The 22,684-nt window shown below is 39.5% G+C and carries 23 protein-coding genes; 19 read left to right on the forward strand and 4 right to left on the reverse strand.

Translation table 11 applies throughout. The features are described from left to right. Positions 1-7 precede the first annotated feature (7 nt). The 9 genes from B5D25_RS02765 to B5D25_RS02805 all read left to right on the forward strand — a co-directional run bounded on the left by B5D25_RS02765 (position 8) and on the right by B5D25_RS02805 (position 8,181). On the forward strand, positions 8-295 hold the full coding sequence (locus tag B5D25_RS02765; RefSeq protein WP_078786218.1) for a hypothetical protein: 288 nt from the start codon (positions 8-10) through the stop codon (positions 293-295). A 34-nt stretch (positions 296-329) separates the two neighbouring features. Then, the gene (locus B5D25_RS02770; protein ID WP_078786219.1) at positions 330-1,088 is read left to right on the forward strand and encodes a hypothetical protein; all 759 of its coding nucleotides are present in this window, start codon (positions 330-332) and stop codon (positions 1,086-1,088) included. Further along, entirely contained in the window at positions 1,063-1,743 is a 681-nt protein-coding gene (locus tag B5D25_RS02775; RefSeq protein WP_078786220.1) for a DUF5655 domain-containing protein, read from the forward strand. The genes B5D25_RS02770 and B5D25_RS02775 overlap by 26 nt, the downstream gene beginning before the upstream one ends. Before the next feature lie 1,046 nt (positions 1,744-2,789). Further along, entirely contained in the window at positions 2,790-3,557 is a 768-nt protein-coding gene (locus B5D25_RS02780) for a type IV toxin-antitoxin system AbiEi family antitoxin domain-containing protein (protein WP_078786221.1), read from the forward strand. Continuing rightward, positions 3,544-4,482: a nucleotidyl transferase AbiEii/AbiGii toxin family protein gene (locus tag B5D25_RS02785; RefSeq protein WP_035626589.1), complete on the forward strand. Its 939-nt coding sequence runs from the start codon at positions 3,544-3,546 to the stop codon at positions 4,480-4,482. Before B5D25_RS02780 ends, B5D25_RS02785 begins: the two co-directional genes overlap by 14 nt. Positions 4,483-4,638: 156 nt before the next feature. Further along, positions 4,639-5,250 (forward strand): hypothetical protein, encoded by a 612-nt coding sequence (locus tag B5D25_RS02790; RefSeq protein WP_078786222.1) that lies wholly within the window; start codon positions 4,639-4,641, stop codon positions 5,248-5,250. A 77-nt stretch (positions 5,251-5,327) separates the two neighbouring features. Further along, positions 5,328-5,822 (forward strand): GNAT family N-acetyltransferase, encoded by a 495-nt coding sequence (locus B5D25_RS02795; protein WP_078786223.1) that lies wholly within the window; start codon positions 5,328-5,330, stop codon positions 5,820-5,822. 53 nt (positions 5,823-5,875) lie between these two features. Then, the gene (locus B5D25_RS13005) at positions 5,876-7,054 is read left to right on the forward strand and encodes an HNH endonuclease domain-containing protein (RefSeq protein ID WP_176755066.1); all 1,179 of its coding nucleotides are present in this window, start codon (positions 5,876-5,878) and stop codon (positions 7,052-7,054) included. Between the two features lie 293 nt (positions 7,055-7,347). Further along, positions 7,348-8,181, forward strand: a complete 834-nt coding sequence (locus B5D25_RS02805; protein WP_078786224.1) for a histidinol-phosphatase HisJ family protein — start codon at positions 7,348-7,350, stop codon at positions 8,179-8,181. Between the two features lie 110 nt (positions 8,182-8,291). Here B5D25_RS02805 and B5D25_RS02810 read toward each other — a convergent pair whose 3' ends face one another. After that, positions 8,292-9,164: an AraC family transcriptional regulator gene (locus B5D25_RS02810; protein WP_078786225.1), complete on the reverse strand. Its 873-nt coding sequence runs from the start codon at positions 9,162-9,164 to the stop codon at positions 8,292-8,294. A gap of 198 nt (positions 9,165-9,362) precedes the next feature. Here B5D25_RS02810 and B5D25_RS02815 point away from each other — a divergent pair, with 198 nt between their 5' ends. From B5D25_RS02815 to B5D25_RS02830, 4 genes are all read left to right on the forward strand, one after another. Then, on the forward strand, positions 9,363-10,541 hold the full coding sequence (locus B5D25_RS02815; RefSeq protein ID WP_341443603.1) for an AGE family epimerase/isomerase: 1,179 nt from the start codon (positions 9,363-9,365) through the stop codon (positions 10,539-10,541). 11 nt (positions 10,542-10,552) lie between these two features. Next, the gene (locus B5D25_RS02820) at positions 10,553-11,494 is read left to right on the forward strand and encodes a glycosyl hydrolase (protein WP_078786227.1); all 942 of its coding nucleotides are present in this window, start codon (positions 10,553-10,555) and stop codon (positions 11,492-11,494) included. Between the two features lie 290 nt (positions 11,495-11,784). After that, positions 11,785-12,102, forward strand: coding sequence for a rhodanese-like domain-containing protein (locus tag B5D25_RS02825; RefSeq protein ID WP_078786228.1), 318 nt, complete (start codon positions 11,785-11,787; stop codon positions 12,100-12,102). Beyond that, complete coding sequence (locus B5D25_RS02830; RefSeq protein ID WP_078786229.1) at positions 12,102-12,443, forward strand: arsenate reductase family protein; 342 nt, start codon at positions 12,102-12,104, stop codon at positions 12,441-12,443. Before B5D25_RS02825 ends, B5D25_RS02830 begins: the two co-directional genes overlap by 1 nt. 97 nt (positions 12,444-12,540) lie before the next feature. Here B5D25_RS02830 and arfA read toward each other — a convergent pair whose 3' ends face one another. After that, positions 12,541-14,013: an arabinosylfuranosidase ArfA gene (arfA, locus tag B5D25_RS02835; RefSeq protein WP_090168424.1), complete on the reverse strand. Its 1,473-nt coding sequence runs from the start codon at positions 14,011-14,013 to the stop codon at positions 12,541-12,543. A 160-nt stretch (positions 14,014-14,173) separates the two neighbouring features. Here arfA and B5D25_RS02840 point away from each other — a divergent pair, with 160 nt between their 5' ends. From B5D25_RS02840 to B5D25_RS02865, 6 genes are all read left to right on the forward strand, one after another. Continuing rightward, positions 14,174-14,980 (forward strand): AraC family transcriptional regulator, encoded by an 807-nt coding sequence (locus B5D25_RS02840; protein WP_078786231.1) that lies wholly within the window; start codon positions 14,174-14,176, stop codon positions 14,978-14,980. Between the two features lie 155 nt (positions 14,981-15,135). Further along, positions 15,136-15,831, forward strand: a complete 696-nt coding sequence (locus B5D25_RS02845; protein WP_078786232.1) for a response regulator transcription factor — start codon at positions 15,136-15,138, stop codon at positions 15,829-15,831. 63 nt (positions 15,832-15,894) lie between these two features. Beyond that, entirely contained in the window at positions 15,895-16,905 is a 1,011-nt protein-coding gene (locus B5D25_RS02850) for a sensor histidine kinase (protein WP_242870165.1), read from the forward strand. A 281-nt stretch (positions 16,906-17,186) separates the two neighbouring features. After that, positions 17,187-17,849: an ABC transporter ATP-binding protein gene (locus B5D25_RS02855; RefSeq protein ID WP_078786233.1), complete on the forward strand. Its 663-nt coding sequence runs from the start codon at positions 17,187-17,189 to the stop codon at positions 17,847-17,849. Positions 17,850-18,022: 173 nt separating this feature from the next. Continuing rightward, positions 18,023-20,611 (forward strand): ABC transporter permease, encoded by a 2,589-nt coding sequence (locus tag B5D25_RS02860; RefSeq protein WP_078786234.1) that lies wholly within the window; start codon positions 18,023-18,025, stop codon positions 20,609-20,611. A 123-nt stretch (positions 20,612-20,734) separates the two neighbouring features. Beyond that, positions 20,735-22,036, forward strand: coding sequence for a DHH family phosphoesterase (locus B5D25_RS02865; protein WP_159444060.1), 1,302 nt, complete (start codon positions 20,735-20,737; stop codon positions 22,034-22,036). Between the two features lie 71 nt (positions 22,037-22,107). Here the strand turns inward: B5D25_RS02865 and B5D25_RS12825 are convergent, their stop codons facing one another. Both B5D25_RS12825 and B5D25_RS13045 read right to left on the reverse strand, forming a co-directional pair. Continuing rightward, positions 22,108-22,275, reverse strand: coding sequence for a hypothetical protein (locus tag B5D25_RS12825; protein WP_159444061.1), 168 nt, complete (start codon positions 22,273-22,275; stop codon positions 22,108-22,110). Between the two features lie 165 nt (positions 22,276-22,440). Beyond that, positions 22,441-22,684: hypothetical protein (locus B5D25_RS13045; RefSeq protein ID WP_341443642.1), on the reverse strand; the 244-nt coding region annotated here is incomplete at its 5' end.

Raw genomic sequence — 22,684 nt, forward strand, 5'->3', positions numbered from 1 at the left:
GCGAATTATGGGAATAGGAATTTGGATCAGTATAGAGTTAAATGTAGTACTGTTATGTATCATCATTTATCTATATGTAACAAGAAATCGGAATACAGTTGAAGTACAGTATGTTGATCTGGCGGAGAAATTTGCAATCTACGATTACATGTACAGGAATGGTATGACATTTTCGTATGATGATCTCCGGGATTATTCATATTATCAGTGGTATAAGCTGAGATATGAGACATCCCCGAAGAGTAAATTTGCTCCGGAGCCGATACTTAATGATAATACGTATCGCGAGGAGTAATGTGTAGTTTATATGATAAGAGGAGAAGTGTTTTATGGGTGATGAAGCTAAGAAAAATGAAATGACAAGGGCGATAACTGAGATGGAATTTGCTCTGGAGCCGGTTGAGGATAGAAAATCAATAACCGGATATACAAAGATTTCTCTTGATAAAATGATGGGGATGGGCGCCGGATTTGGGCTTATGGCAGATTCTATCATGAAGTGTATGCCGGGAGGCGGTTCTGGTATTTATAAAGTATCTGTTCCTAAGGGAATGCATCTGGCAAAAAGAAAAGATGGCTCCGGGTATATAGGCGGTTCTCTTGATGATATGACGAATAAGGTTAGTGGCCAGGCAACGCTTAATAAGGTTAGTCTGGATCCGACTATGGTATGCATGGCTGCTATGATGGCCAGTGTAAATAAGCGTCTGGATAGCATCGAAGAAGCTCAGAAAGAGATGATGGATTATCTCAAACAAAAGGATAAATCTGAAGTAAGAGGAAATATCAAGTTCCTTGCTGACATAATGAATAATTATAAATATAACTGGGATAGCGAGCGCTATAAAGACAGCAATCATGTTAAGGCACTTGATATCAAGCAGGACTCCGAGAGTAAGATTGATTTCTACAGAAATATAATAATGGATAAGGCTTCAAAAAAGTCATTTATCCAGACGGATCAGTCTGTGAGAAAACAAGTAGAAGTGTTGAAAGAGAATTTTCGGGAATACAAGCTCTCACTATATATGTTTGCATTTTCCTCATGGCAGTCTTGGAAATATGTTAGCGCTTTCGGCGAGAATTAATAGCAAACTACAAAACCGTTCATTTGATTCAAAGATCCAAGAAAGATATAGCAGTGGTTCCAAGAGCGAATTAATGGTTGCTGCATGGCCAAGCAAGGAATGGACGCCAGAAAGCATATTAGAGCGCGGCATGGAGATCCTGCACTTTATCGAAAAGGAATTTGATTTCGTATTTCCAAACGATAAATACAGAAAAGAAGTCCTCGGCTTAGGTTTCATGGTTAATGAAGGCGATGAAGATAGCAATAAGACGGTTGCGATTACTGAATCTGCTGACGAAAAAATAACAAGTCAAGAATTTAAAGCGGAAGATTTCGAAAAGTTATCTAGTGGCGCAAATAAAGAACTCTTAGATATTTTTGAAACTATAAACGATTATTGCCTTTCTATCTCACAAAACATAATCAGAAACACTACAAAGCATTACATTGGATACAGCGAAGGAAAAAGTTTTGCAGACTTTCATTTTAACTCCGGCTACTGCCACTTGATGCTTCGTACTATTAAGTATTCTGATCCACAAAACAAAATAGAACTTCTTGGTGATAACTACAACTGGGCTAAGAAAGCAAAACTCAGGATCTATCCTGGCGATGATTTAGAGTATATTAAAGGCTTAATCAAGCAAAGCTACGATTCATTGTTTAGTAATTAAAATAAAAAGAGCCGATAGTCATAAAAGCTATCGGCTTGATTTTATATATGGTCAGCAGAAAATATTGGTGAGATATGGTGAAGAGGTATGATATGAGGGTATGAGTGGGTTAATGTCGAAAAATCAAATAATAAGCATGACTATCAACTATCTGCTGAGTCGCTATTAGAAAGCGAGCAATGACGGAAGGTAGGAATGCAAAAAGAACAACACCCCTATAAATAGGGATGCTTTTCACTAACGTCAAATGAGAAATATCTCCATTGTGACGTCTAAATATGGGATGTAGCTCAACAGGTAAGAGCCACGGCCTTATAAGCCGTAAGCCCTGACAAGGTAAATATGGGTTCGATAGTCTCACCTGCCGGGTCTTCACTTCGTTACGGTCCGCGCATAACAAGCATCCGCTGGATGCTTTGCGCCGGTCGGTGCTAGACGATGCCCACAGGGCATCAGCACCCCATCATCCCGATTTTTTGCAGACGTGGTGTAATGGATTAGCGCATCGGATTTCTAATCCGGCGGTTGAGGGTTCGAGGTCTCGTATGTCGACTCGGTCGGTGCTGGACACGTGCCACCGGCACGTAGCACCCCTCCGACTGTACTTGCAGTGTAGTTCAGTTGGTTAGAGCAGGATCTTCATACGGTCAAGATCGTGGGTTCGAAAGTCTCCGCTTCGCTCCGGTCGGCTCAGATCAATTCTTCACTTCGTTACGGTCCGCACTTAACGCATGTCACTGGCATGCAGTGCCGTCCACCGGACGCTTTTCGCCCCGCCACATCCACTAATATGATATTTACAGCTTGAGTCGCAAAATCTCCGGGAGTTAAGATTTAATAAAGGATCCTTTGGTCAAATCTGAATATGCCGGACAATAAAGCATCGTCTTGTTTAGATGGAGTACGTTAGTGACATTAATGATAGTAGAAAGATACATAAATCCAACTTGACAAAGTGGTTCCTCAATGATAAGTTAAGCATGTGTACGAGAATAACATAATATAGAGTAAATTACGACAAATAATTAACATCATGGAGCGAGAATATGAATTTGTATTATGAACTGCTACAGTATCCAGTTTTTTCCATGAAAGAAGTAAATGCATTGTATTCTAGCGAACGCACAGCAAGAGCGGCGCTGGGAAAACTTCTTAAGGAGAATATGGTATTAAAAATCCGAAATGGATTATACACATGCGTGAGCGGTGAAAATGGAGGACCGGTGGCGAACAGATTTCAGGTTGCCAGTGCTATCACGTCATCTTCTTATGTATCCCATCACACTGCCTTTGAGTATTATGGAACTGTCGATCAGGTTTTCTATGAGGTTTATGTTGGTTCTGAGACACGTTTCCACGACTTTGAATTTGATGGGTACACTTATCATTATGTCAAAGAACAGATGAAGGAAGGTATAGTTTCTCCGGAGTTTAGCGGTGGAGTGAGGGTTACGGATAAGGAGCGGACGATAGTAGATTCCATAAAGGATATCAATCTTATCGCCGGGTTGGAAGAGGTGCTTTCGTGTGTAGTGTCCGTGAACAGTATTGATGAGGCAAAAATGATAAACTATCTGGCCGGATATGACAGTGCCTTTTTATATCAGAAGACCGGTTTTATTTTTAATGAATATCAGACAGAGCTTGGCGTAAGTGATGATTTTATAAAGATATGTAATGATAGAAGCGGAAATTCAAAGCGATATCTGACAAACGGTATAAGTGAGCCGTGCTATTCGGGTGAATGGAAACTGGTATATCCAAAGAATATAAAGCAAATGAAGAACGGAGGGATAGAGGATGCCGCAATATAACAGAAGAGAGCTTGATGCAAGGGCACGGGAATTTGGATTTAATCGCGATACATTTGAGAAGGTTCTTCGTTTGAAAACAATTCTTGAATTCCTGAATACAGAGGAATATATGCGTGAACACCTATTGCTTAAGGGTGGAACTGCTATAAATCTGACGGTTTTCAACCTTCCAAGATTGTCAGTTGATATAGATATGGATTTTATCCCGAATCTGACAAGAGAAGAGACGGAAAACGAAAGAGAGCGATTGACGGAGATACTGAAGGGATATATGTCGGAGCAAGGATATTCTCTTTCCAATGCTTCAAGATTCAGTCACAGCCTGGACGCATTCCACTATAACTATGTGAATGCTGCTGGCAATAAGGATATGATCAAAATAGAGATTAACTATTCTCTGAGAACACACGTGCTTCCGTCAGAAGACAGAGTCTTTGTAACAGAAGCTTTCGGAGAGCCGATAAAGGTCAGAACGGTAGCGGCTATGGAAATCTTTGCGGCAAAAACCAATGCTCTGATAAGCAGGGCTGCCGCAAGGGATCTGTATGACTTCTGCAATATGGCTGATATGAAGCTGTTTTCAGGTGAAGAGGACATGTTCAGGAAATGCATCATTTTCTATGCGACGATTTCTGCAATAGAAGTGAACAAAGACTTTGATACATCAGTCATAGACAGTCTTGTCTTTTCAAAGATAAAATCTGATCTGTTTCCGGTTCTGGCTGTAAAAGATAAGTTTGATCTTGAGGGGAAGAAACAGCAGGCGAAGGAGTACATAGCATCGCTTATGAAACTGACAGAAGCAGAAATAGAGTATATGGAAAGGTTTATAGAAAAAGAATATAAACCGGAGTTACTTTTTGAGAACGCTGAAATCATAGAGCGATTGAGAGATCATCCGATGGCGTTATGGAAATGTAAATGATATGAGAAAGAATAAGTGGCTCAGAGCACTGATGTTGATACACGGATTATTCTATTTCAGTTGCACATTTATGCCGATGACGGGAATGTTTGCAAAGATGTCATCTGGTGGTGATGGTATCGGTGGAAGGCTTCCCTTTGTGTTGGAGTAGGCTTAATGAGTCTTCGGCTGACAGAGTTTGATGAAAATCCTCTGACTATCGGCAATCGTTATATTATAGATCTTCGAAGCTTATATCATAAATATTCACTAAACTTTGATGTTGATAAATATGCTATAAGACAATTCAGTTTTGCATATAAAAAGGGCGACAATGCGGAAATACTGAATGCAATGAACGAATCTCAGCAGAAACTTATGCCTTTTGTGCTTGATTTTTTTGAGATGACTAAAACACTTGAAGATATATATAAGCTTGCATATTCGGTTTTGTGGGAACTACAAAGAGATGTTGCTGTGCTTACACAAAAGGCCGATGAACTTCTGGATTATAGAGAAAAAGTTTTTCCGGAAGAGCGAAAGACTTTTCTTACAGTAATGGATGAATTTGTTAAGAATAACCCATTTATGCGCCCATTGGCTGAAAGAAAGAAAGCAGAAAATATTGAAATATACAATAATGTAAACAAATGGTTAGCTGATCGAAAAGTCGGTGGAGCAGAATATGAGAGTTATATGAAGCAGGCAAATGAGACAAAAAATGAAAATATGAAAGAAATTTATGAGAAGAGAGGCTTTGTTGATTATACAAAAATATCTATACGGTAAATGTATTTTCCTTCCTAAAACTACCAATTACCTTTTTGGAAAAAATCATATGTTGAAGCAAAAAGGAGGATTATTGAATGAAATCTATATTATCTTCAGCACATGTTCACACTAGAAAAGCAACTGCAAATGATATAGAGGCGCTACGGGAATTGTATTTGGCGCTGGAAGAAGATGGAGTAAGATATCAGCCGGAACATTTTGTTATTGGCGAAAGAACGGATGAGTTCTTTCAGAATATCTTCGAGAGTGATAACCAGGATATCCTTGTTGCGGACATTGATGGGGTGGCAGTAGGTTTTGTACATGTTATGATCCTTCAGCAAAAGAAGGTTTCCTGCCTTAAGCCGCAGAGTGTCGTGTATATGCAAGATCTTTGTGTGCGTGAAGACATGCGGAATAATAAGATTGGAGCCGGGCTTATTCGGGCTGCTAAAGACTATGGCAAAGAAAATAAAGTTGACTTTATTCGCACACAGGTATTTCCGGGAAATGTCGACGGAATGCGTTTCTATGAGCGCAACGGTTTTAGTGAAATGATGAAAACTATAGAATGTCAATCGCTGGACTGATTAAAGGAAAAATTAGAACTATATTTATTGGCATAGGAAAGGGGTGAGGAGAAGTGACTGATTCTGATTTTACGAAGGTCGGATATTCATTATCGATTGACGGAAAATATTATAATACATTGGATATAGAGTCGTTTTCTCTGATGATGAAAGATCCTTCTTATTGCTATAAATTTTATTGGCTGGAAGCGATTGTGCAGCTGATATCTGAGGGTATAAAGGAAACAACTTTTGATGCAATCATAAATGAAATGATCTGCAATGCCTGGTATTCCGTGAGAGAATTTCATATTCATTTAAGCGGAATGCAGTTGGACGGGCAGGTGAGAGATGGCTTGGAAAGAGCGGTTTTACATCTCACACAGCTTTCGGATTTGCCCGCAAATGCTTCAAAGGTTGAGATTAAAAATGCGATTGCAGAGCATGATTCCGAGTTGAAGGCTTATAAAGAGCAGCTTACCAATATGGTTCCATACAGAGCTTTGGCCGGATTCTTTAATAAAAGCGAGGGGACGGTGGACTGGGGAAGTGTTCGCAGGATGACCGCTTTCATCGAAAAAATAAATAAAGACACCGTGCTTTTGCCATACATATTGGGAGAGGAAAGTAAGCTTAAAAAGAAAGTTTATTTTCAAGATGCCTGGGTGGAAATGATACAGGATCAGACCGTGTCGATTTTGGGCTGGATTCAGTATGAGAAAGTAAAATGGCTGCAGAATAATAATCCGGAAGTGCCGGGACTGATATACAAGTTGGCTCCGATGGATGAAAAGATGCGAAAGCTAAATAATGTGCGGAAGCTTTGGGATAGCATTCTGGATGTGAACCGGATTATGGATGTATTTACAGAAGAACCGGTTGAAATAAAGCAGTATGATGTGGATCATTTTATTCCATGGTCATTTGTCATGAATGATGAGCTGTGGAATCTGATGCCGATGGATTCTTCATTGAACTCTTCCAAGAGCAACAGACTTCCGAAATGGGATCCATTTTTCAGCAGATTTGCGAAGAATCAGTTTATCATGTATCAGCTGATTCATGAGAAAGAAGGCATTAGAAAATTATACGAGTCGTGCTACAGAGATAATCTGCATTCTATTTGGGCAGGGCAGGAGTTATATCGCAAGGGAAATACGAAAGAAGAATTCTTCAACATACTTCAGAAGAATATGCAGCCAGTGTATGATTCGGCAAGACGGCAAGGGTATGAAGTATGGGGGAGAGGATAAAGGGGCTGGTGGATAAAGTGGATAAAAGGTACTGATAATACATATAGGATCAATACTTTAGCTTTTTGTAGTGAATTGGATTTGATTGGGTTTGAGGAGTATCTATTAGCGTTATCAAGATGAACTTGATAGACAAAACTCATGTGAAGAAGACGCACCAAAAACAAGAGCAACAGAGAGGCTTTGTTGATTATACAAAAATATCTATACGGTAAATGTATTTTCCTTCCTAAAACTACCAATTACCTTTTTGGGGAAAAAATCATATGTTGAAGCAAGAGGAGGCTTATTGAATGAAATCTATATTATCTTCAGCACATGTTCACACTACCTTTTGTGACGGTAAATCAACCGCACAGGAGATGGCTCGAACGGCATGTGAAATGGGATTTGTATCGCTTGGTTTTACATCACATGCTCCACAGATGTTTGATCCGGCACATTGTATCGATCCTTCAAGGGAATGTGATTATATAAATGAAATACGTAGGATCAAGCAAGAATACAAAGGTCGTATGGCAGTTTATCTCGGGATTGAAAGAGATATGTACAGTTGCTCGGAATCGACGGAGTACGATTATTTTATTGCTTCTATGCATTATTTCAAGATACCTGACGGTAGCTATAGTGGGGTTGATGCGCCGGCTGAGATTATGCAGAAATATATAAATGAATATTGTGACGGAAATGGCCTCGAAATGGCGAAAAGGTATTTTACACAGTTTAGGGATTACGTTATAGAATCAAAGCCCCAAATAATAGGACATTTTGATCTTGTCAGGTATAACAATGCGGCGCTGCATTTATATGACGAAGATTCTTTGGATTATAAGATGATGGCTTTGGATGCCCTTCGAGATCTTGTTGATACAAATGCTTTGCTTGAAGTAAATACAGGAGGAGTTGCAAGAGGGTATATGACAGAACCTTATCCGGCTTTATTTTTGCTTAAAGAATGGAAGAACTGGGGTGGTGAGGTTATAATTAATTCGGATTGTCATGATGCAAAACTTCTGGATGCAGGTTATGTTCAGGCTGAAGAGATTCTGTTATCACTGGGATATGATCACGTGGTGCGGCTGAGCCGGAACCCGGAAAAAGAAATGTGGGAACGAGTTGAACTATAAATTATCATACCCCAAACAACATACAACCAAAGGTGGAAAAGATGAGCGCAACGGTTTTAGTGAAATGATGAAAACTATAGAATGTCAATCACTGGACTGATCAGTAAAATCTAAAATGTATCACCGGGCGCGGAAAGTCCGTGAGAAATTCTTTCCTGCTTAGGTGTTATTCCTTTCCATTTTTTATAGGTCCTGATAAAATGACTACAATCAAAAAAACCGGTTTCCGTGGCAATATAGTTCAGATCATATTCTGAATTGAGGAGTAGATATTGAGCCTTATTTAAACGTATGTAGTTTATATATTCTTTGCAAGAACGTCCGTATTTTTTTCTGAAGAGTCTTGCGAAATTTGAATAACTCATATGGCACATTCTGGCGAGTTCCTGTATTTCAAGGGATTCGCCGGAATGCATATCAATATATTCTAAAATATGAAAAAAGGAAAAATCAGATTCTGTTTGTTTCTTCTGAAATACACGGATATCCTTTTTCAGGTTACGAGCCATAAAAATCAGCAGATTTTGGATATTTGCCTGAATGTTCAACATGTAAAATTCATTTTTATTTCGGTATTCTTCCACAATCAGATTTATCATTTGAGGCAACATTTTGGAAGAGGATTCTTCGCGATTTAACACCAGGCAAAGATCTTCTTCTTTAGTTCTTCTCAAAAAATAATCAAACATTTTTGTCAGATAGGCAGATGGAATATTGAGGGTGTGAATATCAAACTTGATCACCGCATATGTGACGTCGTCATCTTTAGCCTTGGTAATACCATGCAGCTGCAGCGGGTAAAAATAACAAAGCTCACCCTCATTTAGGATTAATTTTTCATCATTACATTCTACTGTTATGGAGCCCTTTTCCATGTATATGATTTCGCTATAATAATGCCAATGAAGCGGTGAATCAACTGAATGCGAATAAAAAATATCATATGGTTGATTCAGTGCGTCTATATATTCAAATATCTGCATTTGTAGTCCTCTTTTGCTTAATAATTCTAACATTTTTATATTTCCATATTACCATATTTAATTGCTTGACATCAAATACATATGATAGATTTGTACAATTATTTCGTTCTTATTTAATGGATTCATAATATCCGCCATGATATAACACAACCATATAAATAACGTGGGTTATATACTATGGAAGGGAGGATGATTTTCATGAGAGAGGAATCATTTTATGATCATTTATGCAATGATCTTATTCCGTTCTGGAACAATATGAAAGATGAAGAACACGGCGGTTTTTACGGGTATGCAGATGATCATGGAGTGGCGGATAAAAATAGTATGAAAGGAGCCATATTAAATAGTAGGATACTATGGTTTTATTCTGCTTCGTATAAACTTCTGAAAAATGAAGGGCTGCTTAGGATGGCGGATCATGCATATAACTTTTTGGTGAACTATTTTTTTGACCACAGATATGGTGGCATATTTTGGTCGGTGAATGCGGACGGATCTGTACTTGATGATGTCAAGCACACTTATAATCTTGCATTTTCAGTTTACGCATTATCAGTTTACTATCAGGTTAGCGGGAGAAAAGATGCTCTGAATCTGGCATATACGCTTTATCGTACCATAGAAGAAAAATGTCGGGATGAAAAAGGATATTTGGAGGCTTTTAACCGTGATTTCACACCGGTTTTCAATGATAAACTTTCTGAAAATGGTGTTCTGGCTGACCGTACAATGAACACTCTTCTTCATGTTCTTGAATCATATACAGAACTATATCGTGCAGACGGATTTTCCAATGTGGGAAAATCAATTCGTGAGATTTTGCAAATTTTCAAAACAAAAATCTATAACCCTCAGAGAAAGATTTGTGAGGTTTTCTTCGACAAGGAATACAATTCGATAATCAATCTTGAATCATATGGTCATGATATAGAAACTTCATGGTTGATTGACAGAGCATGTGATGTGTTGAGGGATGAAAAATGTCATGAGGAAATGTTGCCGATTATCAACGGGTTGGCAGCGGAGGCATATATAAATGGTATAGATCCTCAAAGTCATGCTATGTATAATGAGTGCGAAAATGGTGTTATCAGCCGGAAAAAGATATGGTGGGTTCAGGCAGAGGCTGTTATCGGCTTTTACAATGCGTACCAAAAGAATCCGAATCACACGGAATATATGTACATTTCCCAGCAGATATGGGATTATATTAATAAAAATGTCATTGATACTGTGACAGGTGAATGGATTGAAGATATTGAGCCTGATAATACAGTCAAACCAAATCAGGCACTTGTCCATGCCTGGAAATGTCCTTACCATAACGGACGAATGTGTATTGAAATGATAAACAGACTCCGCCAGACAAACTGAAAGGAGATATTATGCAAATACCTGTAAACAAAAATGCATCAGAGAATGCAAAAATGTTATTGAACTATTTATCTGAGACAGCGGGAAAAGCTATTATAACAGGACAGCACACTCAGACCATACCGATGGAAGAGGTTGATTATATTTTTTCAAAGACAGGGAAAAAACCGAAACTTCGAGGCTTTGAGCTGTTAAGCTATTCCCCAAATATCAATTATGAAAATGCATCAAATGAATGCCTTACAGAAATATACGAGAACCGTGAGACTTTGAAAACTGCAATGAAATGGGCTGAAAATTCAGAAGGGATTTTGACATTTTCTTTTCATTGGTTTTCTCCACTTGGTGGACACGATAAAAGTTTTTATACAAAAAATACAGATTTTGATGCTGCAAAAATCCTGGTAGAAGGGTCTTCAGAAAGAGAAGCATTTTATCATGATATGAAGATAATAGCTGACTATCTGAAACCATTTTCAGAAAAAGATATTCCTATTCTCTGGCGCCCATTTCACGAGTCAGACGGAGAATGGTTCTGGTGGGGAGCAAAGGGCCCGGAAATAGCTAAGAAACTTTATATTCTCATGTATCATTATTTTACGGAGACTTGCCATTTGAATAATCTTTTATGGGTGTGGAACTGTCGTTTGCCTGAGGGATATCCGGGTGATGAATATGTTGATGTTATTTCTGTGGACATTTATCTGACAGAATATAAATCTACCGACTACCGTGATGAATATTTGAAACTAATAAATGATACAACGAAAAATAAGGTGGCGGCACTGGCAGAGGTAGGCTACCTTCCTGATATCAAAATGTTGGAGCAGTCTCATACTCCGTGGGCTTATTATATGACATGGTCGAAGGAATTCTGCATCGGCGAGCAATACAATACTGTAGAACAGCTACGCAACATGTATGAAAGTCCATATGCAATCGTAGAAACGTAGAAGCATTTCGGCTCTTTTTATGTTATATTAGAACTATACTTATCTGCATTCTATTTGGGCAGGGCAGGAGCTGTACCGCAAGGGCAACAGCGAAGAGGAATTCATGAATATCCTGCAGAAGAATATGCAACCCGTGTATGATTCTGCCAGACGGCAGGGCTATGAAATTTGGAATAGAGCATGATCACCACAGGAATTTAAAAAAGATTATGACCGGTAGATGCTGCGTGGAATAGAGCGTGATACGGCGGTATATAATTCACCACAGGAAAAAATGGAGGCTAAATAAAATGGCTTATAAAAAGATATCAATGGATGAGGCGAGAAAGATTTTTGAATCCGGCGCAGATGGTTCATACACTATTTTGGATGTCAGACGCTTGGATGAATTTTCAAGTGGACATATACCGGGAGCAATCAATGTGGCAAATGAATCAATCGGAACAGAAGCGCCGGCAGAACTTCCGGACAAGAATCAGCTGATATATGTATACTGCAGAAGCGGCAATAGAAGTAAGCAGGCTGCCGAAAAGTTAGTAGCGCAGGGATACACTAACATTGTTGATATTGGCGGAATTATTGACTGGAAAGGTAAGATTGAAAAATAATGAATATACAGATTTTTGGTACGAAGAAGTGCAATGATACGAAAAAGGCCGAGCGATTTTTCAAAGAGCGAGGAATCAAATATCAGTTTGTGGATATGAAAGAAAAAGGCATGAGCAAGGGAGAATTTACATCAGTCGCTCAGGCAAATGGCGGAATAGATAACATGATCAACTGGGAAGGAAAGGATAAGGATATCCTTGCACTCATCAAATATATTGCCGATGAGGACAAGCTTGAGAAAATCCTTGAGAATCAATCAGTGATCAAAACCCCTGTTGTAAGAAATGGAAAGCAGTCAACTTTAGGATATCAGCCTGATGTTTGGAAGAGCTGGAATTAACATTGAGATAATCGAATGGGCAGTCAAGCCGTTTAGCGGGACTGCCCATTTATTGAGTGCGCCTAGCGGCGCACGTTTCATATATATGATAGATTTATTATTTACTGAAACGAAGAACGTTCCATGAGTGTGCAGGAAGGATGAGCTGTCCGTCTACCGGAAGTTCTGCAGGAACAATGTTTTCAGGATTCTCAAATGAATTCACTGCTTTCATGTCATCGCAGTTCAATACAGTGTGGGAAGTAAGCTTTAAGCCGTCGAAGCCGATGCTTTCTATCTCAGCGGAATCTTCAAGAGAACGGTTTACAGCAAATACAGTAACCTCGCCATTTTCATTTTCAGTTGCAGCAACAGTTACATAAGGAACATTCTTGAGTTCCTTTGTATCATAAGTATCACAAGCGATATCAACGTTGAGTGCCTTGCCTCTGCCGTATACGGATGCGTGCATAAATGGATAGAAAATTGTCTGCAGCCAGCAGCCGTCGTCTTCGGTCATGATCGGTGCAATTACATTGACCAGCTGAGCCAGACAAGCAATCTTTACACGATCGGAATGGTTGATAAGAGAAATAAGCAGTGAACCTACCACGAGAGCATCCTCAAAGTTATAGATATCCTCAAGCTGATGAGGTGCGATAGACCAACGTGGAATCTGCTTGTCCTGCTCATTGCTATGGAACCATACATTCCATTCGTCAAATGAAAGATTAACAGTTTTATCACTATTTTTCTCTGCCTTTACTTCATCGCAGATGCCGACGATAGTCTGGATGAATGCGTCCATGTTGAGTGACTGTGCAAGATAACCCTTTGTGTCGTCATCACGGTTGCCATAGTAGCTGTGCAGTGAAATATAATCAATATTATCATAGCATTCACGAAGTACAGTTCTTTCCCATTCTCCAAAGGTTGGCATATCTTTTGAAGAACTTCCGCAGGCAACAAGTTCAATCGATGGGTCTGTCCATTTCATAACCTTTGCTGCTTCGCAAGCCTTGCGGGCATATTCCTGTGCGGTCAAATGACAGATTTGCCAAGGGCCGTCCATTTCATTTCCAAGGCACCAAAGTTTGATACCGAAAGGCTTGTCAAATCCATTCTTGCGGCGCATGTCTGCGTAATATGTATCAGTTTCTGCATTGCAGTATTCAACAAGCTGACGCGCTTCATCAGCACCACGTGTTCCAAGATTAACAGCCATCATGATCTCAGTATTTGCACGCTTAGCCCATTCCTGGAATTCATCAATACCAACCTGGTTGGTTTCGATAGTAGACCAAGCAAGTTCGAGTTTGCGAGGTCTCTTCTCCTTAGGACCTGTGCCGTCTTCCCAGTTATAACCTGATACAAAATTACCGCCCGGATAACGAACGATAGGAACGTTCAGCTGTTTTACAAGATCAAGTACATCCTTTCGGAATCCCATATCATCTGCGGTTTTCTGGTCCGGCTGATAGATGCCGCCGTAAACTGCGCGACCAAGATGTTCTATGAATGAACCGTAGAGACGGTCATCAATCTGGGAAATAACTCGGTCTTTGTGTAGAGTTATTTTGGCTTTCATCAGAAATACCTCCGTATTTATCTTAATTATCGTATTTTGTTTTTTTATTTTAGCATTTTGCTATGATATATATAATGGATAATTCTGCAAGAATACTGACATATCCTGCAAAAAAAGATAAATAGAATAAGATTGGGCGTCGACCGGCAGGGCGGGATATGCTATGATATGGATGGAGGATGAGAGCATGCATATAACGAATATTGGAATAAATCACTGGCATGATCCGGATTTTTTTATCAATCGACCACAAGGGTCCGGGGATTATCTTATACTGCTGATAAAAAGTAAGGCTATATTTACATTTTCGGAAGGTGATACCGAAGCATCTGCGGGAAATGTGGTCTTATATAAGAAGGGAACTCCGCAGTTTTACCGTGCGGATGGAGAGCGTTTCGGCAACGACTGGTTTCATTTTCTCCCGGACAATGAGGAGGATTTACAATTTCTGCAGGGGCTGGATATTGCCTATGACCGGCTTCATTTTTCACAAAATCTTTCAGAACCGGCAAAGATTATGGAGATGCTCTGTCACGAGTATTTCTTTGATCATCCCAATAAAACCGAGTCCATTAATCTGTTGCTTCGGCTTTTCTTTATCAAGTTGAGTGAAGCGTTACATTCAACATCACAAGGAAGAAACGGCACGAACTATGAGAAGATATCGGCTCTTCGAATCTCAATTTATAATGATCCAGCGCGGGACTGGAGCATTTCGGCAATCTCCAATGTCTTGGCGATGAGTCCGTCATCATTTCAACATACGTATAAAAAACTCTTTGGAGTTGCGCCGGTAAATGACGTGATCGCCGCTCGTGTTGAACGTGCAAAGTACCTTCTGTCCACCACGGATCACAGTATCAAACAGATTGCTCATATCTGCGGGTATGCATCGGATATGCATTTTGTGCGGCAATTTGGAAAGATCACAGGGATGCGTCCGACAGAGTTTCGAAACAGATCTCAGTAGCAGGGAAAACATAATAATAATTGATATCCTCCCGAACACAAATGTAACGCATCTGATAAAGTCAGCATGGGAAAACATAATAATAATTGATATCCTCGCGAACAATGTTTATACTGAGGAAATAAAAAGAAATACAGACTAATCGGAGAACAATAATGATAATTCAGATAGTAGAAGACGATATATCGCTGAGCGAAGGTATTTCAATATCGCTTTCAGATACGGCAGATACATTTTATAAAGAACATACGATAGAGGCAGCAAAATTAGGCTATATCAAATACGGAAGCGAGATTAATCTCATAATTCTCGATCTCAATCTTCCTGATGGAAGCGGTTATGATTATTTGAAATATGTCAGAGAAAATGGAAATGTTCCGGTTCTGATCCTGACGGCAAATGATCTTGAAATTGATGAAGTGACAGGGCTTACCATGGGAGCTGACGATTTTCTGACAAAACCTTTCAGTCTCGCGGTTCTGAGAGCAAGAGTAAATGCACTTCTCCGCCGCAGTAAGGTCACGGAAGCAGGGGCGGCCAATACTCCATCGCCGGATGTATATGAGATGGACGGGATGGTATTTGATTTCGGAAAGCTCATTTTCAGTAAAAATGGCGAGGATCTGTTCCTCAGTGTTAATGAGCAGCGTCTTCTGAAGATACTTCTGGACAACAAGGGAATAATCCTTACCAGAGATACACTCATTGAAAGAATATGGGGCGACAGCGGAGAGTATGTTGAAGAAAATGCTCTTTCTGTCACAGTCAACAGACTTAGAAGCAAGATAGAAACCCGAGGTGGCGAGAAGCATATAAGTACCATTTACGGCCAGGGCTACAAGTTTGAATAAATAAGGAAGATAATGCAGTATAGCGAAAATGATATTTGCAAATAAAACTGCAACAGGACGAAAATGATATTTACTAATAAAACAATAGATAAACTGGATAAAATGATTGATGATGCGCTGAACGGAACCTTCTCCGAGAGCAGCTATGATGAGACAAGAATGTCGAGGCTGGAATCGAAGTGGAAGGAATTTTTGGGAAACTCCGTGTTATCCAATCAGAATCTTGAGGCGGAGAGACGCAGGCTGGAGCAATTTATATCTGATATATCACACCAGACCAAGACTCCGATGACTAATATAAAAATGTATACGGAACTTCTCTATGAAGAGGCGGTAAAAATCAACACCTCGAATCGATCAGCGGCAGAGGCAGACAAAATGAATTCCTCAACGCACTCAGACACAGAGGCAGACAAAATGAATTCCTCAATTCACTCAGCCGGTGAGTCAGTCAGAATCAACTCATCAAATCACTCATCCGCGGAGTTGGAGAAATCAACACAGAAGATTTTGAAATATGCTGAGGAGATAAAGAGGCAGAATCAGAGGCTGGAATTCCTCATCGATTCGCTTACAAAACTTTCCAGATTGGAAAGCGGAACACTGGAAGTAGTGGCAGAGCATTCTGATGTAAATGAATTGATAAATTCGGCAGTGGCAGCGGCCAAGCCGAAGGCTGTAGCAAAGAACATAACATTTATGGTTCAAAATGATGCAGGCGAAGATGGTAGGACGGCATCATTTGATATGAAATGGACACTTGAAGCATTACTGAACGTTTTGGATAATGCAGTCAAGTATTCGCCTGATGGAGGAAAAGTAACCGTTTCCACATTCGATACAAATATGTATCTCGCCATACATGTGGTGGATGAGGGAAAAGGCATTTCTGAAGAAGATGCCGCAAAGATATTCGGACGCTTTTACAGGAGCAGCGATTATCAGCAGGAGGAAGGCGTAGGAATAGGACTTTATCTTACACGAGAGATTCTCTCGAAGGAGGATGGCTATATAAAGGTCATTCCAAATGATAAGAGAGAAGGCGGAGAGTTTATAATATATCTTAGAAAATAATTATTAGGGGATATCGTGCAAACATGCGGTATCCCCTAATTTTTGTGCAAGCATCCGATATACATAATTCTTACCCAATAATTTATGAAAAACGTAATTTCAATGATTCATGCAGAACGTAATTCCTCTAATTTATGAAAAACGTAATTTCAATGATTCATGCAAAATGTGATTCTTCGAATTCTTTCAAAAATGAAAGAATTCAGAAATAATCTGGAAAGAAACAGATGATATTATAGCTTTTGTAAAATAAAGCATAAGAAACGAGACGGAGGACATAAATGAGTATACTGGTTGCAGAACATATAAAAAAATATTACGGAGAAAATGAAACATTGGTAAAGGCGCTTGATGATGTAAGCTTGTCTGTTGAAAGAGGAGAGTTTGTAAGCATCATAGGTACAAGCGGAAGCGGTAAATCAACACTGCTTCATATGCTTGGAGGACTTGATAATCCGACTGCTGGAAAGATAATCATAGATGATAAAGATATATCGGAACTTAAGGGTGATGAGCTTTGCATTTTCAGAAGAAGGAAGATTGGATTCATTTTCCAGAGCTTTAATCTGGTGCCGAGCATTTCGGTTTATGACAATGTAGTTCTTCCGATACAGTTGGACGGCAGGAAGGTTGATAAGGAATATATAGATAATGTTATTGAAACTCTTGGAATATCAAAGAAGCTGAAGGCTCTTCCTTCTAAGCTTTCGGGCGGACAGCAGCAGAGAGTTGCTATTGCAAGAGCACTCGCATCGAAGCCTGCGATAATCCTGGCAGACGAACCTACAGGTAATCTGGACACAAAGACAAGTCAGGATGTATTGGGACTTCTGAAGACCACAGGACAAAAGTTCAATCAGACCATTGTCATGATCACACATAATGATGAGATTGCCCAAATGGCAGACAGAACTATAAGGATCGAAGATGGTCATATCGTATAATCGTAAATAAATTTGATGTATGAGTTTCCGGAATCTGACAGAACAAACTCTGTCGGAACAGAGCGGAACAGAATCTGCCGGAATCTGACAGAACAAACTCTGCCGGAACAGAGTGGAACAGAATCTATCGGAATATAAAAAAATATAAATAGCTAAATAACAGAGGGACATTAATGAAAAAGGTAAATAACAAAAATGTTATAAATAATCTGACCTACAGCGGGGTGAAATCCAAGAAGAATAAATACGTCATACTTGTATTTGCGGTTATCCTTACAAGCCTGCTTTTTTCGACACTATTTTCAGTTGGAGGAAGCATGATCAATAAAGAGCAGGAATCCACCATGAGACAGGTTGGCGGTACAAGTCATGCGGGATTTAAAAATCTTACTGAGGAAGAATATAAGCAGGTGAAGGATGATCCGGAAATTGAATCCGTATCATATAGGATCCTTGTTGGTTTCGGGGAAAATGAAGAATTGGCCAAGCTGTATTCCGAATGCTATTTTTCGGAAGCAGAAGAGGCTAAAAATAGTTTCAGCTATCCTGCAAAGGGAAAAATGCCTAAAGAGGAAAATGAAGTTGTGGTAAGTGACCGGGTTCTCAACGCTTTAGGCGCACCTTGTGAGGTTGGAGCCGATATCCGACTTGATCTTAATATCAACGGAGAGATTGTATCTAAAGACTTTAAGGTAAGCGGTTACTATGAGGCAGATCCCATCAGCCCTGCACAGATGATCTATGTATCAAAAATCTTTCAGGAAAAATATGCACCTGCTGTTACAGAACCCTATTCAAGGACAAAACCGGATGAAGGTATCGGAAGATATTCTGTAGATTTTAGTTTCAGCAACAGTATAAATATAGAGAAAAAAGTAAAAAAACTCATCGCAAGAACCGGACTCAGAGAAGATGTGGATTATGGAGTCAACTGGGCGTATGCAGCAAGTAAAATCGATCCGTCGGCACTTATAATCTGCGGTGCATTGATAATTATATTTATGTTTTCGGGATATCTCATCATCTATAATATCTTCGACATTAATATAATTTCAGATATTCAGGAATTTGGACTTCTGAAGACGATAGGGACAACCGAGAAGCAGCTGAAAAAAATCGTCATGAAGAGGGCAAATCTTATTTCAATCATCGGAATTCCTATCGGAATCGGTCTGGGTATTCTGGTTGGGGCATATCTTCTTCCGATAATTTCAGGACAATTCAGTTTAAGTAGTGGTGAAAAAGGTGGTCTCGATATAAATATATGGATGCTTATGGCGGCTGCTTTATTTTCGTATATTACAGTGGTATTCAGCGCGAGAAAACCTTGTCGTAAAGCGGCCAGAGTTTCACCGGTGGAGACGGTAAAGTACACGGGAGAACGAGGTAAAAATGGAAAGCCAAAGAAGAAATTGGTAGTAGTAATTCTCTCCTTATCACTGGGTCTTGTCGTACTTAACAGTGTATTTGGATTTGTCAGTGGATTCAGCATGGATAGATATGTTGAGAGTTTTATTGTTACGGATTTTAATATTCAGGACGCGAAACTGGATAATCCTTCTGCAGGAAATGTGAATACTGAGGCTGTGAGCCATGATCTGATCGATGAGATAAGCAGCCTTGACGGTGTGAATTCTGTCGGAAATATTTACATTGCTTCCGGTCATCAGGAATTCAGTGAAGAGAACTGGGAAAAAATAAATAAAAATGTACTGCAGAGTAAGCTGTTTGATAAGAAGCTTAAAGAATACGGCTATGATGCCGATATGAAAAAAGAAGTCATTGATTCCCATATGGAAAGAAGAGACCTTGACGGAAAAACGTATGGAATGAGCAAGTTGGCAGTGGACAAGCTGAAGGTTATAAAGTCAAAGGACGGAAGCGATAAGATTGACTGGGATACATTTAATTCAGGAAATTATGTACTCATGACGAGATTTGTAACAGATGATGGAGAAACGGATTTCCTGGATGTGGGAGACAAGATTGGTATAAAAAGCTATGATCCTAAAAATGCTGAAACCAAAACGGTTGTAAGTGAGTCAGGAGAGGAATTCGAAATTGACAGCTTTGAAAATGCGCCTGTTAAAGAATATGAAATCTATGCGATAGTTGAAATTCCTTTGGCTATCGAACTCAGACATTATGGCATGTTCGAATGCAATTACGTACTTCCTGAAGATGAATTTCTTGCACTTAACGGGTCTGATTGGAATGCCATGAGAGTTATCCTGGATGTAGAGGATTCCAAGAAAGAATATATAAATGACTGGCTGAAAAATTATACCAATTCAGTTAATCCTGATCTGGATTATGACTCCAAGGAAAGCGTCATTAAAGAGTATTCCGGATTTAAAAGAATGTTCGAAGTTGTAGGTGCTGTGGTTGCTATAATACTGGGACTTATAGGACTTATGAATTTTGCAAATACCGTCATTACATCAATACTGGTAAGAAGCAGAGAGCTGGCCATGCTCGAAGCTGTTGGAATGACCGGTAAACAGCAGAGACTAAGCCTTATTAAGGAAGGAGGCAGATATTTCATATGGTCGGCAGTGGTATCGCTCATAGTTTCTTCTATCCTTAATCTGACGCTTATAAAAATGCTGTCGAATGAAATTCCTATATTTGTGTGGAAATTTACACTTGTACCGAATCTTATATGTTTACCATTTATTCTGATTCTGGTAGTCATCATACCGGTCATAGCATATAACAAGCTCAGCAAAACCAGTGTAGTTGACAGACTCAGAGTGGAGTAATCAGTTTTATAGTAGAACTAGTCGGGTAGGAATGAATAAGTATCCTGTTGACGCGGTATGGAGGCGACTCTATAATAGAAGCTCAGATAAAATAACCAGATGGCTTTTAAGGAGGAAAAACGGATGAGTACAGTTTATGTGACCGGGCACAGGAATCCTGATCTCGACAGTGTGTGCAGTGCGTACGGATATGCGGGGCTGATGAACATGCAGGATGCGGAGAATACCTATATACCGGTCAGATGCGGTCATCTGTCGGAAAGTGCGAGACATATCCTGGAACAGTTGGAAATAGATATTCCTGTTTATATGCGTGATGTATATCCAAAAGTTAAGGATGTCATGCTGAGTGATGATTATAAGATCGATGCAGAGGATTCGCTGACCGCTGTAGCTGCGGTATATGAGAAAAATAATCCGAGCGCGATACCGGTCTACAATAAAAATGAATTCTTTGGTCTTCTTACGGTGGATGATATCACCAACTGGACTATGAGAGAATTATCGGAAAATAGTAAGATCACTGCGATTCCGAAGGTTAAAGAGATAATGTCGGTTCAGAAAGAAAGATTGTCTTCGGATGAGCTGTTCGACGAAGCAAGGGCAATACTTCAGAAATCCGATGAAAGAGGACTTGCGGTATATGAGGATGATAAATATGTCGGATTTGTCACAAGACGTTGCTTCCTTAAATTTCCTGAATATAATGTGATACTTGTTGATCACAATGAGCCGGGACAGAGTATCAGAGGAATAGAAACAGCCAATATCGTAGGAATCCTCGATCATCACAGACTTGATGCGATCAAGACCAAGCAGCCGATTTTTATTTGCGCTGAACCACTTGGAAGTACATGTACAATCGTATATCAGCAATATATCAGAAATAACCGTACACCGGACAGCGTGATGGCAAAGGTTCTTTTAACAGGAATTCTGTCGGATACACTCATTTTGAAGAGTCCAACAACAACCGGAGATGATGTGGTAGCAGCGCATGTTCTTGCATCAATTTCAAAAGTTGACGTTGAAGAATATGGTATGTCAATGTTCTCAAGAGTCGGTGGACTTAAGGATAAAGATCCGCAGGTTGAGATAGCTGCTGACTTCAAGACTTATTCAGAAAATGGTGTAAATATAGGCATTGGTCAGTGTGAAGTTACAACACTCAATGATCTTAGGGATTATTCAGACAGATATCTGGAAGCGCTTAATGATATAAGAAATATGAGAGGTCTTGACTGGGCTGTACTGATGATCACGGATGTAATTCATGAACATAGTGCGCTCCTGTGCACAGATCATCGAGGCAACAGACATCTTCCGTATTCAGCAGTTGGAAAGAATATATATGACATGCCGCATGTAATGAGCCGTAAGAAGCAGCTGCTTCCTGAAATCATTCATGCTGTTGGAGATCAGTAAAAATTTAATACACAAAATTAACAAGTCGGATGAGGGCATATTCGCTTTCATCCGGCTTGTTTTATGTATGATCAAAATAATTGAGAAAGTTCTATATGTTTAATCTCGTCAGTCTCTTTTGCTGTAAATCCGGCTCTTGAAAAGAAAACATATTTATAACAATTCAGGTTTGTATTCTGTATCTGACGGATTTCTTCAGCTATAACTTCTTCTGATATCTTCCTTTTTTTGAATTTCACTTCATAGAAAATATATCCTATTTCGTCCTGTGTGACAACATCAAACTCTCCATTGATGGAGTAAATCTGTTGTCAGTTGGGAGAGCATAAAAAGAAAAGCTTCTAGATATAATGATTTAGAATTGTTTGCCTTATTCTACTTTTATCCGTCTGCTTTGTCAAACCCTAGAACAACAACTGATGCAGCCTTATTGAGGCTGTCTTTCGCACTGTCCCCTCCGGTACATGTACCTGTATTCGATCTATATAACTTTTTGCTTGATCATAATGTTCAGAAATGATATCTCTAAGGGTAAATTTTTCAGGCGTAACATTTGTCAACGAAGCTGTATCTATTCCTCTGTTTTCTCTGCTGTACTTTACCAGATTGATGATGCCATCACGTCCGTAATTACGTTCATAGCATCTA

The organism is Eubacterium ruminantium, from assembly GCF_900167085.1.
Lineage (GTDB): Bacteria > Bacillota > Clostridia > Lachnospirales > Lachnospiraceae > Eubacterium_Q > Eubacterium_Q ruminantium.

What these genes read in the sequence shown, in the direction of transcription:
- B5D25_RS02765 (WP_078786218.1), top strand. Translation starts at nt 8, where the DNA reads ATGGGAATAGGAATTTGGATCAGTATAGAGTTAAATGTAGTACTGTTA.
- B5D25_RS02770 (WP_078786219.1), top strand. Translation starts at nt 330, where the DNA reads ATGGGTGATGAAGCTAAGAAAAATGAAATGACAAGGGCGATAACTGAG.
- B5D25_RS02775 (WP_078786220.1), top strand. Translation starts at nt 1,063, where the DNA reads ATGTTAGCGCTTTCGGCGAGAATTAATAGCAAACTACAAAACCGTTCA.
- B5D25_RS02780 (WP_078786221.1), top strand. Translation starts at nt 2,790, where the DNA reads ATGAATTTGTATTATGAACTGCTACAGTATCCAGTTTTTTCCATGAAA.
- B5D25_RS02785 (WP_035626589.1), top strand. Translation starts at nt 3,544, where the DNA reads ATGCCGCAATATAACAGAAGAGAGCTTGATGCAAGGGCACGGGAATTT.
- B5D25_RS02790 (WP_078786222.1), top strand. Translation starts at nt 4,639, where the DNA reads ATGAGTCTTCGGCTGACAGAGTTTGATGAAAATCCTCTGACTATCGGC.
- B5D25_RS02795 (WP_078786223.1), top strand. Translation starts at nt 5,328, where the DNA reads ATGAAATCTATATTATCTTCAGCACATGTTCACACTAGAAAAGCAACT.
- B5D25_RS02805 (WP_078786224.1), top strand. Translation starts at nt 7,348, where the DNA reads ATGAAATCTATATTATCTTCAGCACATGTTCACACTACCTTTTGTGAC.
- B5D25_RS02810 (WP_078786225.1), bottom strand. Translation starts at nt 9,164, where the DNA reads ATGCAGATATTTGAATATATAGACGCACTGAATCAACCATATGATATT.
- B5D25_RS02815 (WP_341443603.1), top strand. Translation starts at nt 9,363, where the DNA reads ATGAGAGAGGAATCATTTTATGATCATTTATGCAATGATCTTATTCCG.
- B5D25_RS02820 (WP_078786227.1), top strand. Translation starts at nt 10,553, where the DNA reads ATGCAAATACCTGTAAACAAAAATGCATCAGAGAATGCAAAAATGTTA.
- B5D25_RS02825 (WP_078786228.1), top strand. Translation starts at nt 11,785, where the DNA reads ATGGCTTATAAAAAGATATCAATGGATGAGGCGAGAAAGATTTTTGAA.
- B5D25_RS02830 (WP_078786229.1), top strand. Translation starts at nt 12,102, where the DNA reads ATGAATATACAGATTTTTGGTACGAAGAAGTGCAATGATACGAAAAAG.
- B5D25_RS02840 (WP_078786231.1), top strand. Translation starts at nt 14,174, where the DNA reads ATGATATGGATGGAGGATGAGAGCATGCATATAACGAATATTGGAATA.
- B5D25_RS02845 (WP_078786232.1), top strand. Translation starts at nt 15,136, where the DNA reads ATGATAATTCAGATAGTAGAAGACGATATATCGCTGAGCGAAGGTATT.
- B5D25_RS02850 (WP_242870165.1), top strand. Translation starts at nt 15,895, where the DNA reads ATGATATTTACTAATAAAACAATAGATAAACTGGATAAAATGATTGAT.
- B5D25_RS02855 (WP_078786233.1), top strand. Translation starts at nt 17,187, where the DNA reads ATGAGTATACTGGTTGCAGAACATATAAAAAAATATTACGGAGAAAAT.
- B5D25_RS02860 (WP_078786234.1), top strand. Translation starts at nt 18,023, where the DNA reads ATGAAAAAGGTAAATAACAAAAATGTTATAAATAATCTGACCTACAGC.
- B5D25_RS02865 (WP_159444060.1), top strand. Translation starts at nt 20,735, where the DNA reads ATGAGTACAGTTTATGTGACCGGGCACAGGAATCCTGATCTCGACAGT.